Consider the following 16617-nt stretch of genomic DNA (forward strand, 5'->3'; position numbering starts at 1 on the left):
TGAAAACAAGGGAAACTCTCTCCACTTATTACGGAGAGAGTTTAATTCTTCTTAATTATACATTTTTGATATAAAAGTTTGCAAAACAGCCAAAGCTACCGCCCTATATTACTGAACAATACCACAGCAGTTTTTATATTTTTTACCGCTACCACATTTACATAAATCGTTGCGGCCCACTTGGTCACCTTTTACAACTGGCTTTTTCTTCGCTTCTTCGCCATCGCTAGATGGATGAACAGCTTCACCTTGAACAACTTCTTGACGTTCTAAGTTTTGTTCAATTTCAGCTTTCATAATGTAACGAGAAATTTCCTCTTCAATAGAAGCAATCATTGACTCGAACATCGCGAATCCTTCCATTTGGTACTCACGAAGTGGATCAATTTGACCGTAAGCACGTAAATGAATACCTTCACGAAGGTGATCCATCGCATCAATATGCTCTGTCCATTTCGTATCTACAACGCGGAATACAACAACCTTCTCAAACTCACGCATTTGCTCTTCTGGCATAAGCTTTTCTTTGTCATTATAACGCTCTATTAATTTCGCGATAATCGGTTCGCTCATTTCCTCAGGAGCAAGGCGACGTAATTCTTCTTCTTTTATGTCCCCTTCTTGAAGAAGGTTTGTATTTAAGTAGTCAACAAGACCTTTAATGTTCCAATCCTCTTCAATTTCCTCTTGTGTATGAAGCGCAACAGCACGTTCTACTGTAGATTTCATCATACCTTCAATAATGCCACGTAAGTTTTCCGATTCCATTACTTCTTGACGTTGCTTATAAATAACTTCACGTTGCTGACGAAGTACATCATCGTATTGTAATAACTGCTTACGTGCATCATAGTTATTTCCTTCAACACGTTTTTGTGCAGACTCTACCGCACGAGAAACCATTTTACTTTCAATTGGCTGAGAATCATCCATACCAAGACGATCCATCATTGCTTTCATATTATCTGAACCAAATCGGCGCATTAATTCATCTTCCATTGATAAGTAGAACTGCGTCACACCAGGGTCCCCTTGACGACCAGCACGACCACGTAACTGATTATCAATACGACGGCTTTCATGACGTTCTGTACCGATAACTGCTAGACCGAAGATTTTCACATCGTCTCCAAGCTTGATATCTGTACCACGACCAGCCATATTCGTTGCGATCGTTACAGCACCTTTCATACCAGCTTCTGCAATGATATCTGCTTCACGCGCATGGTTTTTCGCATTTAAAATGTTATGACGTACACCTTTACGCGTTAACATTTTTGAAATAAGCTCTGAAGTTTCAATTGCAACTGTACCTACAAGAACAGGTTGCCCTTGTTTATGACGATTTACAATATCCTCAACAACAGCATTGAACTTACCTTCCATTGATTTAAAGATTAAATCAGCACGATCATCACGAATAATCGGTTTGTTTGTTGGAATTACAATAACGTTCATATTGTAAATGTTACGGAATTCCTCTTCCTCTGTTTTCGCTGTACCAGTCATACCAGATAATTTTTCATACATACGGAAGTAGTTCTGGAATGTAATTGTTGCAAGCGTCATACTTTCATTTTGAATTTCTACACCTTCTTTTGCTTCAATTGCTTGGTGTAATCCTTCGCTATAACGACGACCTTTCATAAGACGACCAGTGAATTGGTCTACAATTACGATTTCGCCTTCTTGTACAACATAATCTGTATCACGGTGCATAACAACGTGTGCACGAAGCCCCTGATTAATATGGTGAAGAAGTGCTACATGTTTTAAATCGAATAAGTTTTCAATATGGAAAGCTTTCTCTGCTTTCGTAATACCATCTTCTGTTAACATTACATTTTTCGTTTTCACATCAAATGAATACTCTTTTTCATTTTCTAACGTACGAACGAATGCATTTGCAAACATGTATAGCTCTGTTGATTTTTGAGCTTGTCCTGAAATAATAAGCGGCGTACGTGCTTCATCGACTAAAATAGAATCGACTTCATCGATAATAGCAAAGTGAAGTGGACGTTGAACGCACTGCTCTTTATATAAAACCATGTTGTCACGTAAGTAATCGAATCCAAGCTCATTATTTGTGCTATACGTAATATCAGCAGCATAAGCCTCTTGTTTCTCCTCGCGTGACATACTATTTAAGTTAATTCCTACCGTTAAGCCAAGGAACTCATGAAGTTGTCCCATTTCGTTCGCATCACGTTGTGCTAAGTATTCATTGACTGTAACAACGTGAACACCTTTTCCTGTTAAAGCATTTAAATATACAGGTAATGTAGATGTTAACGTTTTACCTTCACCCGTTTTCATCTCAGAAATATTCCCTTCATGTAAGGCAATACCACCCATTAACTGTACGCCATATGGACGCATTCCAAGAACACGAGTTGCCGCTTCGCGAACAACTGCAAAAGCTTCAGGTAGTAGATCATCTACTGTTTCACCTTTTGTTAGACGTTCTTTAAATTCAAGCGTCTTTCCTTTTAATTGTTCATCAGTTAGTGGCTTAATAGATGACTCTAATGCATCAATTTGCTCAACTGTCTTTTGCATACGTTTAATTTGGCGTTGGTTTACATCAAACACCTTTTTTAAAATACCGATCATAGGAAATACGCTCCTCTTTTTATTAAAATAAAACTTCCGATTGTTTTTCTTTTTCTCTATTACAATCAGTCGTTATAAAAATCAAATGTATGTTATGCCAATTTTTCTCCTAATTAAAAAAACTAAAATGTATATACCTAATGATAATTGTAACACTTGTCTTATAACTATGACAACAATCGGCCGAATGTCAGGCCTTATATTCAAAAAAAGTTTTCATTTCATTTGTTTCAACAAACTAATATGTCTTTTCTCTATCCCTCTATTGCAAATTTCGTATTAAATATCCCCCTTTAAAAGAGGATAATCGAAGGAAATCTATTAGTTTTAAATGAACAATTACAAAAAGTCGGAAACTTTGCAGGTGCAGCATCCATAGATACTTACACCTACAAAAAAACTCCGACTTTAAAAGATATTGTTATGTTGCAAGATCTACAAACACCATTAAAATATAGCTGTATCAATCATAAATTTTATTAATTTATCGGTATTTCTAATTCATGATATTTCCCTTTCTTATCCTTTATACAAGAAATGAATTTCACTTTAGTTGATTCATTTGAAAAGTTTTTATAATTTTTATAAGGGTCATCTCCTATAAAATAATTTGTCCCTATATACCCTCGTACTGTTTTACCAGCAGGTATTACAGGATCAAACTGATATTTTTTAGGTAATTCCATTGAATAAGGGATTAAATTATAAAACTCACCTATTTTAGAATAAAACATTGTATCGGAAATAGACTTATTACTAAGCAAGTTAATATCTCGATTTGTTGTATTTGTAATATCTAAAGGTAAAACATACGTCACTACTTCACGGTCTTCATAGGGATCATAAACTTTTGTAGGATCAAGAGGATTGAGTGCATGAAACGTAACTCCTTGCCCATCTTCAAAAGTTCTATTAGATAAAAACTCATCTTTTACCACTTTATAAGATTCATTATTAAGATTTAATGTTTTAAATCTTAATAAACTAGCAAATATACATAGCAACAGACACAATCCAATACTTATTAAGATATGTTTTCTCGTCACTCTTAATCTACCAACTTTCCATTATTAACATGTACAATACGATCTACCATTTCATTATCTAGAACATGCACATCATGACTGGCTACAACAATAGTCGTTCCCTTGGCTTTTTCTACTTCCAAAATATCTAAAACATCTTTTATCCCATCACTATCTAAAGCATTAGTTGGCTCGTCTAATAACAATAATTTTGGTTGTTCCATTAAAGCTTGCGCTATCCCTAAACGTTGTTTCATACCTAAAGAATATCTTTTATACTTTCTCTTATCTGTTTTATCAAGTCCAACCCTTTGAATAATATTATAAATCTCCTCATCGGAGATTTTATTGTTAATCGATGATAAAAATTTCAAGTTCTGAAAACCAGTATACCCTGGAATAAAACTTGGATATTCAATCAATATTCCCATAGAATCAGGAAATTGCTTTTGTTTTCCAATTATTTCATTGTCTACATAAACAACTCCAGAATTCAAACGCATTAACCCTGATATAGCTCGTAAAATCATCGTTTTACCAGAGCCATTATGCCCCTTCAAAACTAAAAATTCGCCTTTTTTTACTGACAAACTAATATTATCTAACACAATATTTCCTTTTAATCTTTTCGTCATACATTCACATTTAATATAATTGTCCATAAATTATTCACCTATCACATCTAGTTTTTTAAAACAAAAACTACCTAATAAAATCATTACAACAACAATTACTACTCCTATTAAAAGTAAATCATTATATTGAATAGATTGATTATTACCTAAAGTCAATTGAATTGAACTGTGATCAACAAAATACCAACGATTTGGCATAACAAAAGAGCCTAAAAAATAAATACTATGAAAGAAAATAGACAAAAATAGGTACAACAACATTAGTACAAAAACAATAGTTATCGGTATATAAAAAGTTAAAAACTCAAAAATCAAAGCTAATAAAAAGCTTATAATTATTTGAATTAGCATAGTACCTAATATCTTATAAGGAAATTGACTATATAAATTTAAAAAATTATACTCGCCTAAAGAAAGCAAATAGTAAGCGCTAAACCAACTAAAATACATACCAATCCAAATAATAATTATATAAAAAAACAAAGATAATATTTTCGTTAACCACAGAAAATGCCTCTTCTTAACACGAGGAAGTAAATAAACACCATTCTGTTGAATATCTGAAAAAGCAAAATTCCCTACAAGCAACAAAGGAGTGATTTGAAAGAATACCCAATAAAAAGGGATAGAAAATCGCCCCTCCTTATAAAAATAAGATAAATCCACAAAGTCTACTCCATGAAAAAAACGATAAAAGGTAACATCTACCAATACAGATTCTTTACCATTACTAAGAGGCTGATTGTATAAAAAAGTAATTGCAATCATAGCGTAAATTAAGAATAAAAAAGCCATTATCTTGATGGAGTCTCTAAACCTTACATGTAAATCTCTTTTTAACAAATAATATAAGATCATAATGTAAACTAGATCACCTCTGTCTCATCATTCATAGAAATATAACTTTTTTTAGATAAAATCCATACACTTATAAAAAAGATAAAAAAACATCCAAATAAGCGTATAAATAAGCCAGTAGCATCTTCAAAGACATTTATATAAAAAACATTTGCAAATAAAAATCCATGTAATATAAATCTATCTAGTAAAACAGCAGTGATCATACATATTATTACAAGTAAGCTAGGTAAAAATAATTGTAACAACGCACTTATCATACATATAAAAATATTCGCAAATAATTGAATACAAAATAATAATGGATAATTTACATCAACACTAGTTACAGCCATCCTATTTGACATCAAAAATAACTGTAAAATCATACTCCCAGCAAAAAAGTAAACAAAAACGAATAATTTTAAATAATATATAGAAACTAATTTCAATGCATTATTCACTCTGTGAACAACATAAATACTAAAAAAGTTCGACATAGAATATACAGAAAAAACGATTGTTAAAGGAATAAATATAGTTGATAAATTATAAAACGACATAACCTTATACAAAGTTTCCAATTCATTCATTTTCTCTTTTACAATTCCCTGTTCAAAATAATTGAACAAGCAAACAATGATACTGACATTAAGTAAAAAGAGAATACTTAACCAAACATATTTCATCCTTATAGTTTCTTTCATTACATTATAAAAGAACATGCTTTCTACTCCCCCGTAAATAAAGAACTACAGAACAAAACCAAATACATAACAGGACACTAAGAAAAATTTGTAATTCAAAAAAACCGAAATCTTTAATTAAATACTCTTTAGGATTGAGAATCCCTTTTCCAATACCAAGCCAAAAAATATGAAAAACAAATGGAACTAAATAAATAAAATAAACTCGTTTTATAAAAAATGAAACTGATAAAGCCAAACTTGAAAAAACCGCACCGTATAAACCATTTAAAAATACATACATTAGAAAATATACAGTAGGATACTCATAATAAACTATACGAAATTGAGCTATTGGCGAAACAGTAGAAGCCATATAATTTAATATTGGATGCGGAGCAACTGTTGGATAAGTCATTGCATATAAATAAAAACTAAATAGTAAAGGGACACTTATAATAAAAAAAGATACAATAAAATTCATAAAATAAAGTAGCTTAAAATAATGACGTGTTCCCATCTTAGAAATAACAGGATAAATAAACCCATAATTTTTATCAATTCTATAAATCCCTGCTACAGCCATCGCGGAAAGCATAGGAAATATAAGTAGATAAAACTCACTATAAAACGATAATCTATTAAAATATAAAATATTAGATAAATATGGGGATATCCTTATAATCCCATCATCGTTAAATCCTTTAGTTGTTACACACATAGCAATATATTGAGCAGTAACAATTACTAACATAATAAATAAAGATATCCAAAACATCCTACCTTTTAAAATTCTCCCTAAAAAGTAACTCATCTACAGCTCCCTCCATAAACCATTAATTAAATTTATATCTTTTTTAATATGAATAATTGATCCGCAACACCATAACATTTATTTTCTTTATTTAACCAAATGTAACGAAAAGAAACATTCGCTCTCTCTCCTTCAAATTTAGGAAACTCAACTTCATACTGATAAACATCATTTGTATCTTTTCTTTTTACGCTCTTAACTTCTTGTTTCCACTGAATTATTTTTCCATTACTTTGTTCAATCCGTCCTAAAAGATACGTTGGTTTTTTCTTATTCGTAACACCCGTTAAAAAAACATAATAATTCTCCGGTATAACTCCTGACTTTAAATTTTCATCTAAAAGCTTATCTTCTATTGCAATATCATTTCTGTCTATTTGACCTTGAAAGAAATCATTACCATTTTCATTCCCCAAAAATACTTGTTCAAAAATAGTATTTTTCTTAATTTCTTGTAACCGAATACTTTTTAAATTATCTTTTTTCGTTAAAGTATCTTCAATATGCACAATAGGTTCATCTACTTTCTTTTGACAAGAAACTAAGAAACAAATACTCAATATAAAAAAACAAACTAAAATATATCTTGAAATAAACCTCATTACAGCTCCTCCTATTTTAAAAATGAAATAGCAGGAAAAGCCGTATAATCCAGATTCGGAACTATACGACTTTTTCTAGCACTACAAAATAAATAATTTCAATTTATAATTTCTAAATCAATATTCAGTGTAAGGTCCACTAGGTCTTACACTATCAGGACTCCAAGCAGTAGGATAAGCATTATTTTCTCTAGAATAACCACCAAATCTTACAGGCACATTTTTCCCATGGTTTTCATATGCATAATTTTGGAAAAGATATGTTCTACCCGGTACCACTGTTCCTTCATGTTTACCTGAAACATTTACCCATTTTCTATCTTCTGCATTTTTATTTTTATCCGCTTCTGTCCAAACTTTGAAAGAACCTCCGCCCTTCTCACTGCTCTTCACACGCATATACATAGAGGTAGGCGTCTCTTTAAGACGTGCATTAGTATAATCATATGGACTCCAAAGTCTAAAGGTAAAGTTCACATGTTCATCCCTTGTATTAGCCATCGTATCTGCCTTAGCCGGTTCGGTTAAAGCAAAAGTACTAGCTAAAATACCTAAAGATAAAATAGATCCAAACATAAAACGACTTTTCTTCTTAATACTCAATACAAACACCTCCGATAATTTGTAGCATTATATGGATTTTATTTTTTCACTGAAGGAATAAACTAAATCTATATAACGCAATATTATAGTAACAACACCTCGATATACCTTCAATGGATTTTAGAATATTTAATATTATTTTTACACTTACGAACATTTCGTTAAATTTTAAAAAACAATAATATATCCCTAGCAAAGAATCACTTGTAAAGATAACTGCTTACCTACGCCTGTTCCAAATAATAAAGAGTAACTCACCTTTCCAAGTTTTTAATTTCCCCGTACTGTTTTGACGAAACACTGTCCAAAAATCACTTCTTAATGAAATTGGCTACTTATAATTTTTTTCACCTCGCGAAAAGAAAAAGCTAAAACATAAAAAAAGCGCAGCCATTTCGGCTACGCTTTTGAATTATTATTTAGTTTCGATTAAACCGTATTTCCCATCTTTACGGCCATATACAACATTAGTTTCATTTGTATCAGCATTTGTGAAAACGAAGAAATTATGTCCTAGCATATCCATTTGTAGGATCGCTTCTTCAACGTCCATCGGTTTTAAATCGAATCGTTTTGTACGTACAAGTTCTAATTCATCCTCTTCTACCGCATCCAGAACAGCTACTGCTTCTGGAAGGATAAAGTTCGTTTTCATAGAACCTTTCTCACGTAACTTACGATTTACCTTTGTTTTATGTTTACGAATTTGTCGCTCAAGTTTATCAACTACTAAATCGATAGCAGCGTACATATCGCTATTAGTTTCTTCTGCACGAAGTAATAAATCAGTAAATGGTATTGTTACCTCGACACGTTGCTTGTCAGAGTATACTTTTAAATTAACTTTAATCTCTGGGAATGTATCAAAATAACGCTCTAACTTACTTAGTTTTTTCTCTACATATTCCTTTAATGCTGGAGTTACTTCAATATTTTCACCACGAATGTTGAATTTCATAGATGAATTCCTCCTTTCAAGCCTATGTACTATAATTTCGACACTGGCTTAAAAACTCCTTCTAACTTTTTTAAAAAAATTAGTGGAATTGCGATTTTTTTATCGTTTTTTGTTGAAATGAAAAGATGCATCGTTTCTATCTTTATTTTATCCTATTAACATCGTGAATAACGAATATAACTGTGGACAATTCGTTACAGAAAAGAAACAACTTTTTGACAACTTACCCTATAACAAAAAACCCCTTGCGAAAAACAAGAGGTTCTACTACATATATATAACGTTGCCACAAACGCAGCTTTCTCTTCCCAAAACAATATCCCCTACAGTTTCACAACATTAGCTGCTTGTGGTCCACGTGCTCCATCTACAATGTCAAACTCTACTTGTTGCCCTTCTTCTAATGACTTATACCCATCTTGTTGAATAGCAGAAAAATGGACAAATACATCGTCACCATCTTCACGCTCAATAAACCCAAATCCCTTTTCTGCATTGAACCATTTCACTCTTCCTTGCATGTTCATTCCATTCCCTTCACTCTAAAAATCAGGGCATTCGCCCCATATTTTGACTATAACGAATGACAACATATGAAGTCAAAGAAGACTTATCGCCTTTTTATTATCCCTTTCGACACTGCCATATTAACTTCTACAAAGTGTCAAACTAGATACTTCCCTTGCCCCTCTTTCATATAACAAACTTCCGATTTGCCTAACTGTAATTCCAGTCGTATACACATCATCAACGAGTAAAATATGTTGCCCAGAAAACATCTCTTCTCCCTGAAAATAAAAAGGATTGCTTCCTGACACCCTTTCTTTACGTGTCTTCTTACTTTGCTTTTCTGTTTCCCTTCTTCTTAATGATGGATAAGAAATTTTGACAGGTAAACAAGTTGCTAATAACTCAGCTTGATTAAAACCACGTTCAACTTCCCTTTCCTTACTAAGCGGAACAGCGATAACGGTTGAAACATTAGCAAAATACTTTTGAAATAAACTTCGAAAAGGACGATAAAAAATGCGCACTAACTCTGCATCCCCCCGAAACTTAAACTGCGCTACTATTTCTTTCATCTCATCATCATACATATATAACGAACGGTTTTTAAAAGAACGATACTCCGCCTCTTTCATCCACCTTAGACAATCTATACAAATACCGTCTTCTTGAAATGAGGCAGGAACATATTCTAAAGGCCGCCCACACTCCATGCAAATTTCTCCTATAATATAGGAAAGTTTCTGCTCACATCTATCACATATATATTTTCTATGACACTTTACAAAAAAATTGTACCAACTAACCGTTTCTACAAAACACTCATCACAAAGTAAACAATGCATTAATCGATCAATCCTTGTTCTTTCGCATTTTTATTCATACCTTGAATATGTTTTTTCGCGTGCACCATCGCCTCTGTCTTACCATAGTGAAAATAAACGACCTCTCCATACGGTGCTTCAAAGCTCCGCCCTGCTCGGCCCGCAATTTGTACGAGTGCACTTTCTGAGAATATTTCTTCTTCCGCCCCTAAAACCGCTACTTGCAAATTTTTTACTGTTACGCCTCGCTCTAAAATTGTCGTTGTAACTAATAATGGGATTTCTCCTTTTCTGAAAGCCGCTACTTTTTCTTTTCTACCCGGATCTTCTGCATGTACACCTTCAATTCGCTTGTTTAATGACTTTAACAACAGGCTTATCTCTTCTATATATCGCACATGGGGGACAAATAAAAAAATAGGATATTTTTTATTTAAGTACGTTTGTAACCACTGTAGTAAAACTCGAGGAATTCTTTTATGAATGAGGCTTTTTTTCCAATTCCCGCACCAACAAAATAAAGGAACTGGCAAAGGATGACGGTGATATCGTCCAGAAACAATAACACCTTTTTGTTCACCTCTTCTAAATTTTTGCTTCCACGTTTCATCTGGAGTCGCAGTTAAATAAATACGCGCCGCTCTTTCTTTCATCGCTTGTTTTACCGCGTACTGTAACATTTGATCTGCACAATATGGAAAAGCATCTATCTCATCTACAACCATGACATGAAACGCCCTATAATAACGCAATAATTGATGCGTGGTTGCAACGACTAGTACTGCATCTTTTTCTTTATCCACACTCCCTCCATATAAAGCCGCTACCTTTATATATGGAAATACTTCTTGTAATCTCGGTGCTAATTCCAGAACAACATCCGTTCTCGGCGTTGCGATACAAACTCTTTCTCCTTTTTGAAGCGCTTCGTTAATACCGTAAAACAACATCTCTGTTTTCCCAGCCCCGCATACAGCCCAAATAAAAAATGATTCTTTTCGCTTAATAGCCTCTATAACTCCTTGCGCCGCCAAATTCTGACCAGTAGACAACGTTCCGCTCCACCGTAACAAGTTTAAATTCTTTTCTCTCTTTCTTTCAGCAATCCCGCGAACAAGTACAGCACATTCACTTACCCTCCCCATCGTTATACACTTCCGGCAATATGTGCACACTTTACTGCATCTTTTACATAAAAACGACGCAAATAGCCGCTGTTCTATATTTCCACAGCGCTGACATACATATTTAGAAGCCTTCTTTTTTACACCTTGTACACACACGACCTCTCCCTTCTTTTTCAAATCATTTAATTCCCTCTGTAAATCTGAAGAAAGTTCGTCTAATAGCAACTGTTTCCCCGCTAGCATCGACAATCACCTCCAGCACTACTATAAACCCTTCTTCAAATCCCGTAAAAACTCAAAAAAGTCGATAACCTACTTATAAAATAGTAAGCTATCGACTTTATACACGTTTTTTATTCTTTTATAAATCCTAGAATCGACCGTAACCTAAGAAATGTTTTTGGTTATATGAGCTGTTGATATCACCGTATGCAATTCCTTTATCACTAGCATGAATCATTTGGCCATTACCAACGTAAATACCGATGTGAGATGGACCTGCTTTATAAGTACCTTGGAAGAATACTAAGTCTCCTGGTTGTGGGCTACCTACTTTAGAAACTGAGTTCCAGTAACCTGCAACGTCTTGACGACCTACACCAAAAATGTAAGAAATGAATCCACTACAATCAAAACCACCGTTTGATGGAGATGCACTTCCCCAAACATATGGTAAACCTAAGTAGCTTTGCGCTTTACCAATTACGCCACCCACATTTGGAGCTGGCTTTTTCTCTTCTTGTTTAGGTGCTTCTTTCTTAGGCTCTTCTTTTTTTGGTTCCTCTTTTTTAGGTTCTTCTTTTTTAGGCTCTTCTTTTTGAGCTTGTCCACCATTGTTTGCTGGCGCAGCTTGCTCTGCAGGTGCTTGTGCTGGCTGAGCTTGCGCAGCTTTAGCAGCTTGCTCTGCTTGTTTTTGAGCAGCAGCTTCTTGTGCAGCTTTTGCTTGTGCTTCTTCTTCTGCAATGCGTTGTAATTGTAACGCTTGTTTCTCAAGCTCTTTCAATTGACCTTCCGTACTTGTCATTGAAGTTACAACTGTATCCATTTTACCGCTTAAATCGTTTACCGCTGTTGCTTTTTTCTCTTTTTCAGCGTCAAGTTCCTTCTTAGCAGTTTCAATTTGAGCTTGTGCTTCTTTTAATTCTTTTTGTTTCTCTTTTACCGTTGCAACATCTTTTTTCACACTAGCTTGATCTTCTTGCTGTGTTTTCATGATATCTTCATCAGACTCAAGAATTTTAGAAACAGAAGTTAAACGATCAACTAAATCTGCAACGTTTTTAGAGTTTACAAGAACTTCTGTTACAACGTTCGTATTTGGCTGTTCTTGAAGTGCAACTAAACGCTTTCTTAATAACTCTTCACGTTTTGCAATCTTCGTTTGTAATTCTGCAATATCTTTATTTTTCTTTTCAATTAATTGCTCAGTATCAGAAACTTTTTTCGTTGTTTCATCAAGCTTTGCAGCATTCTCTTGAACAGACTTATCTAAACCTTGAATTGTTTTGTTTAAGTCATTCATTTGTTTTTGTAATTCATCACGTTCTTGTTGTTGTTTATGTAAAGTGTCATTTTGTGTATTAATTTGTGATTTCACGTCAGAAATTTTATCTTCTGCAAATACATTTGGTGTTAGCCCTGAAAACATTAACCCTGCAACTAATGCGCAAGATGCCATTTTTAGCTTTTTCATTTTATTTTTTACACCGCTTTCTTTTTTCTTTTTCCGTATATAACCTATAAAATTTATACCATAATTCGGGATTTTTTTTGCTAATGTTACGTTTTTGTAAAACAAATGTAATATTATATGTAGCTCTAGTGCAAAATTCGTATATTTTTGTATGTGTGTGTAGAAATTTATATACTTTTCTTACTTCTATAAACAAAGAAAAAACGTAAGGAATCCCTTACGTTTTATTAAATATACGAATACAAATGAAATGCTACTTCATCCATTTCTCAGCCCAATTTTGGACCTCATCCATAACACTTTCTAACGCTTTTCCCTTGTCAGTTAAGCCATACTCGATTCGAACTGGTACTTCTGGATAGACATTACGAACTACAATGCCCTCGCTTTCCAATTCCTTCAAACGCTCTGACAACATACGATCGCTCATATTTGGGATAATATCTGCGATTTCTCTAAAACGTTTCGACTCTTCAAGCAAAGATTTAATAATTAAGCCAGTCCACTTCTTACTAAGCAGAGTAAAAGCTGACTCAAACTTTGGACATAAACAAGAATTATGCTCCATATGTTTCACCTCTCTTCTATTATAATATAGTTTCTTGTAAAAAGTAAGTTATAAAACTTTCCTCATTATTTTATTTTACGTACATTTTACCATTTCCAAATATTAACTTGTCAACTAAACGTAACATACCCGTAAAAAAACCCTCTTAAAAAGAGAGCTTTTTATATCTTTATTACTTCGTATACCATCCAAGACCTAATGCACCTTCACCTAAGTGCGTACCAATTACAGCTCCAAAATAACCTGTACGAATTGTGACGTGAGGATATTTTGCTTCTAATTCTTTCTTCCATTCATTCGCTTCCTCTTCACGTTGCGCATGAATGATAACTGCTTCCATAGGTACACCTTTACTTGCTTGCTCATCAAAAATTTCAATGATACGTTTTAATGCTTTTTTACGTGTACGAATCTTTTCAAACGGAATAATGATTTTATCTCTAAAATATAAAACTGGCTTCACTTGTAACAGACTGCCGATGAAAGCTTGCGCGCTATTTAATCGACCACCACGTTGTAAATGATGTAAATCATCAACTACAAAATAGGCGTCCATCGTTTTCTTCATTTCATCAAAACGAGCAATAATCTCTTTTGGACTCTTTCCTTCACTAGCTAACCTTGCACCTTCACGCACATAAAATCCTTGTACTTCACAACTAATTTCAGAGTCATACGTGTATACATCAATACCCTCTACCATCTGCCCAGCTGTCGTTGATGTTTGATATGTACCACTAATTCCACTTGATAGGTGAATACTAATAACTGCATCATAATCTTTAGCTAGTTCTTCATATAGCTCAACAAACTTTCCGATTGCTGGTTGAGAAGTTTTTGGAAGTTCCTCTTGTTCACGTACTTTCACATAAAAATCATCTGCTGAAATTTCAGCTTCTTCTTGATAAGATTCTGTTCCAAACACAACGTTTAATGGAATCATATATATATTGAGTTCATCACGGATTTGCTTCGGTATATATGCTGTACTATCAGTAACAATAGCTATTTTCATTTTCGTACCTGCCTTATAAAAAGTTTTATTTCCTAATTTTACACGAAAACTACAAATGGTGCATCCATACAGGGAAATGCCGGTTGAAATTATACTCACCATCTCGACAAATTACAACAAAAAGATAAAATACTCACCAAAAACTTCAGCCTATTTAGAAAAAATGTTTGAATATAAAAAGGCTCGCTTTTAAAATGGAAAGTACTAGTCATTTTGATAGATAGGGGCGTATACAAGTGCTATTACAATATTTAACAATCAAAGACTACGGCGAACACGAAATCGTCATTCAAAAATCAAGATTTATTTGTTATATTAGCCGAGCAACGACTGAGGAAGAGGCTCAAGAATTTATACAAAAAATAAAAAAACAGCATTGGAATGCAACACATAATTGTTCCGCTTATTTAATTGGCGAACAAGATCATATTCAAAAAGCAAATGATGACGGCGAGCCTAGCGGTACAGCTGGCGTACCAATGCTAGAAGTACTAAAAAAACGTGGGCTAAAAGATACCGTCGTTGTCGTAACACGCTATTTTGGTGGCATTAAACTTGGCGCAGGTGGATTAATTCGTGCATATGGAAAGTGTACAAGCGAAGGCATTAATCATGTCGGTGTTGTCCAGCGAAAACTAATGCGTGTGATGCAAACCGAGATTGATTACACATTACTTGGCAAAGTAGAAAATGAATTACGTAATTCAAAATATGCCATTAAAGATATACATTATCTAGAAAATGTCACATTTGATACTTATGTAGAAGAAGACGGCAAACAAGCATTTACAGATTGGATGATTGAATTAACAAACGGGAAATGTACAATTACAGAAGGAGATATGTTGTACTTAGAACAAGATGTTATCTAAGCATAACCCATTTATCACCTTCAAAGATTAATGTAGTGAATTACTTCCCTACAAATGAACTAACGAACTAAGGAGATTATATATGGAAGAACGTTATTATCATCTCCAAAATAGCAGAATAAAAAAGAAGCGAAGAAGGAAACTTTTCTTCTTCCTTATTTTCGCATTTTTATTTGGCAGTATAGGAGTTTATGTGTTAAATTCTTACTCTTCTCTTATGGGGATGTATAGTGGTTTTACTCGTGAAAAATCGGATTTAAGAAACAAAGATGTAGAAATTACAAAGGAACCTTTTACAATTCTCATTATGGGTATAGAAGATTATGCGACAGACGGTCAAAATGGTCGTACGGACTCATTAATGTTTGCAACAGTCAATCCGAAAACTCAAAAGATTTCACTTATGAGTATTCCTCGTGATTCTCGAGTTAAAATTGTTGGTAAAGATAAGGAAGACAAAATTAACGCTGCCCATGCTTACGGCGGAGAAGAAATGGCAATCAAAACTGTCGAAGGCTTTCTAAAAGTTCCTGTAGACCATTATCTTAAAATTGATTTCCAAGGCTTTAAAGGTATCGTTGATGCTGTCGGCGGCGTTACGGTTGACGTACCCTTCGATTTCTGGGAGCGCTCTGACGTAGATTACTACAAAAAAATTCAATTTAAGCAAGGACAGCAAAACTTAAACGGTGAAGAAGCACTTGCTTACGTCCGTATGCGAAAGCAAGATCCAAATGGCGATTATGGTCGAGCTGCTAGACAAAGACAATTACTAGCCGCTGTTGCCCAAAAGCTAAACTCCACCTCTACTGTATTTAAAATTAAAGATTTAACAGCTGTCGTTGGAAAATATATAAAAACCGACATTCCTATTTCAGACGGACTTGCTCTTTACAATAAACTCTCTGGATTTGATCCTTCTACAATACAAACGTTAAAGCTTGAAGGCGAAGACAAAAAGATAGGCGGTATTTATTACTTCCTTCCAGATCCAATCAGTGTAGAAACGGTGCGTAACGAAATTGAAAAAGAATTAGGGGAAAAAGCAAAAAATCCAACTACAAAAAACAACTCAAATCATGATTCAAATTCAAGTTCTAATTCTAACGAACAAGCAAAAAAAGAAACAAACCAAAATAAAACACCAACTAATCCGCCACCTTCTACAAATGCTCATGCAGAGTGGATTATGCGCAATCAGCCGTAACAAAAAGGCCCAATCTATCCGATTGGGC

17 protein-coding genes are annotated in these 16617 nt (G+C 33.9%); 2 read left to right on the forward strand and 15 right to left on the reverse strand.

Going from position 1 to position 16617, the window contains the following annotated elements:
• Positions 1-108: 108 nt before the first annotated feature.
• The 15 genes from secA to ACTJJY_RS20125 form a co-directional block, all read right to left on the reverse strand.
• The gene (secA, locus tag ACTJJY_RS20055; protein ID WP_440606365.1) at positions 109-2616 is read right to left on the reverse strand and encodes a preprotein translocase subunit SecA; all 2508 of its coding nucleotides are present in this window, start codon (positions 2614-2616) and stop codon (positions 109-111) included.
• Positions 2617-3095: 479 nt separating this feature from the next.
• Positions 3096-3623 (reverse strand): hypothetical protein, encoded by a 528-nt coding sequence (locus ACTJJY_RS20060; RefSeq protein WP_033668381.1) that lies wholly within the window; start codon positions 3621-3623, stop codon positions 3096-3098.
• A 41-nt stretch (positions 3624-3664) separates the two neighbouring features.
• Entirely contained in the window at positions 3665-4303 is a 639-nt protein-coding gene (locus ACTJJY_RS20065; protein WP_440606366.1) for an ATP-binding cassette domain-containing protein, read from the reverse strand.
• A 3-nt stretch (positions 4304-4306) separates the two neighbouring features.
• Complete coding sequence (locus ACTJJY_RS20070; RefSeq protein WP_440606376.1) at positions 4307-5071, reverse strand: hypothetical protein; 765 nt, start codon at positions 5069-5071, stop codon at positions 4307-4309.
• Positions 5072-5142: 71 nt separating this feature from the next.
• Positions 5143-5838, reverse strand: coding sequence for a hypothetical protein (locus ACTJJY_RS20075; RefSeq protein WP_440606367.1), 696 nt, complete (start codon positions 5836-5838; stop codon positions 5143-5145).
• A complete protein-coding gene (locus tag ACTJJY_RS20080) occupies positions 5825-6613 on the reverse strand; it encodes a hypothetical protein (protein WP_440606368.1) in 789 nt (262 codons plus the stop codon). Before ACTJJY_RS20080 ends, ACTJJY_RS20075 begins: the two co-directional genes overlap by 14 nt.
• Before the next feature lie 32 nt (positions 6614-6645).
• The gene (locus ACTJJY_RS20085) at positions 6646-7215 is read right to left on the reverse strand and encodes a hypothetical protein (RefSeq protein ID WP_440606369.1); all 570 of its coding nucleotides are present in this window, start codon (positions 7213-7215) and stop codon (positions 6646-6648) included.
• A 117-nt stretch (positions 7216-7332) separates the two neighbouring features.
• Positions 7333-7818: a hypothetical protein gene (locus ACTJJY_RS20090; RefSeq protein WP_440606370.1), complete on the reverse strand. Its 486-nt coding sequence runs from the start codon at positions 7816-7818 to the stop codon at positions 7333-7335.
• A 415-nt stretch (positions 7819-8233) separates the two neighbouring features.
• A complete protein-coding gene (gene hpf, locus ACTJJY_RS20095; protein ID WP_000671189.1) occupies positions 8234-8776 on the reverse strand; it encodes a ribosome hibernation-promoting factor, HPF/YfiA family in 543 nt (180 codons plus the stop codon).
• A 323-nt stretch (positions 8777-9099) separates the two neighbouring features.
• Positions 9100-9297, reverse strand: a complete 198-nt coding sequence (gene cspC, locus ACTJJY_RS20100) for a cold shock protein CspC (protein WP_001990088.1) — start codon at positions 9295-9297, stop codon at positions 9100-9102.
• Between the two features lie 126 nt (positions 9298-9423).
• Positions 9424-10128, reverse strand: a complete 705-nt coding sequence (locus ACTJJY_RS20105) for a ComF family protein (protein WP_021036092.1) — start codon at positions 10126-10128, stop codon at positions 9424-9426.
• A complete protein-coding gene (gene comFA, locus ACTJJY_RS20110) occupies positions 10128-11477 on the reverse strand; it encodes an ATP-dependent helicase ComFA (RefSeq protein WP_000879411.1) in 1350 nt (449 codons plus the stop codon). Before comFA ends, ACTJJY_RS20105 begins: the two co-directional genes overlap by 1 nt.
• A 127-nt stretch (positions 11478-11604) precedes the next feature.
• A complete protein-coding gene (locus ACTJJY_RS20115) occupies positions 11605-13032 on the reverse strand; it encodes a C40 family peptidase (RefSeq protein ID WP_000499486.1) in 1428 nt (475 codons plus the stop codon).
• Between the two features lie 148 nt (positions 13033-13180).
• Positions 13181-13495, reverse strand: coding sequence for a winged helix-turn-helix transcriptional regulator (locus tag ACTJJY_RS20120; RefSeq protein WP_000400857.1), 315 nt, complete (start codon positions 13493-13495; stop codon positions 13181-13183).
• Between the two features lie 172 nt (positions 13496-13667).
• Positions 13668-14510, reverse strand: coding sequence for a DegV family protein (locus ACTJJY_RS20125; protein WP_000684727.1), 843 nt, complete (start codon positions 14508-14510; stop codon positions 13668-13670).
• Positions 14511-14746: 236 nt separating this feature from the next.
• Here ACTJJY_RS20125 and ACTJJY_RS20130 point away from each other — a divergent pair, with 236 nt between their 5' ends.
• Together ACTJJY_RS20130 and ACTJJY_RS20135 are read left to right on the forward strand one after the other, a co-directional pair.
• Positions 14747-15382: a YigZ family protein gene (locus ACTJJY_RS20130; protein WP_000926669.1), complete on the forward strand. Its 636-nt coding sequence runs from the start codon at positions 14747-14749 to the stop codon at positions 15380-15382.
• A gap of 82 nt (positions 15383-15464) precedes the next feature.
• Complete coding sequence (locus ACTJJY_RS20135) at positions 15465-16589, forward strand: LCP family protein (protein WP_097961023.1); 1125 nt, start codon at positions 15465-15467, stop codon at positions 16587-16589.
• Positions 16590-16617: the final 28 nt, after the last annotated feature.

The organism is Bacillus sp. 22475 (genome assembly GCF_052044835.1).
Lineage (GTDB): Bacteria > Bacillota > Bacilli > Bacillales > Bacillaceae_G > Bacillus_A > Bacillus_A cereus.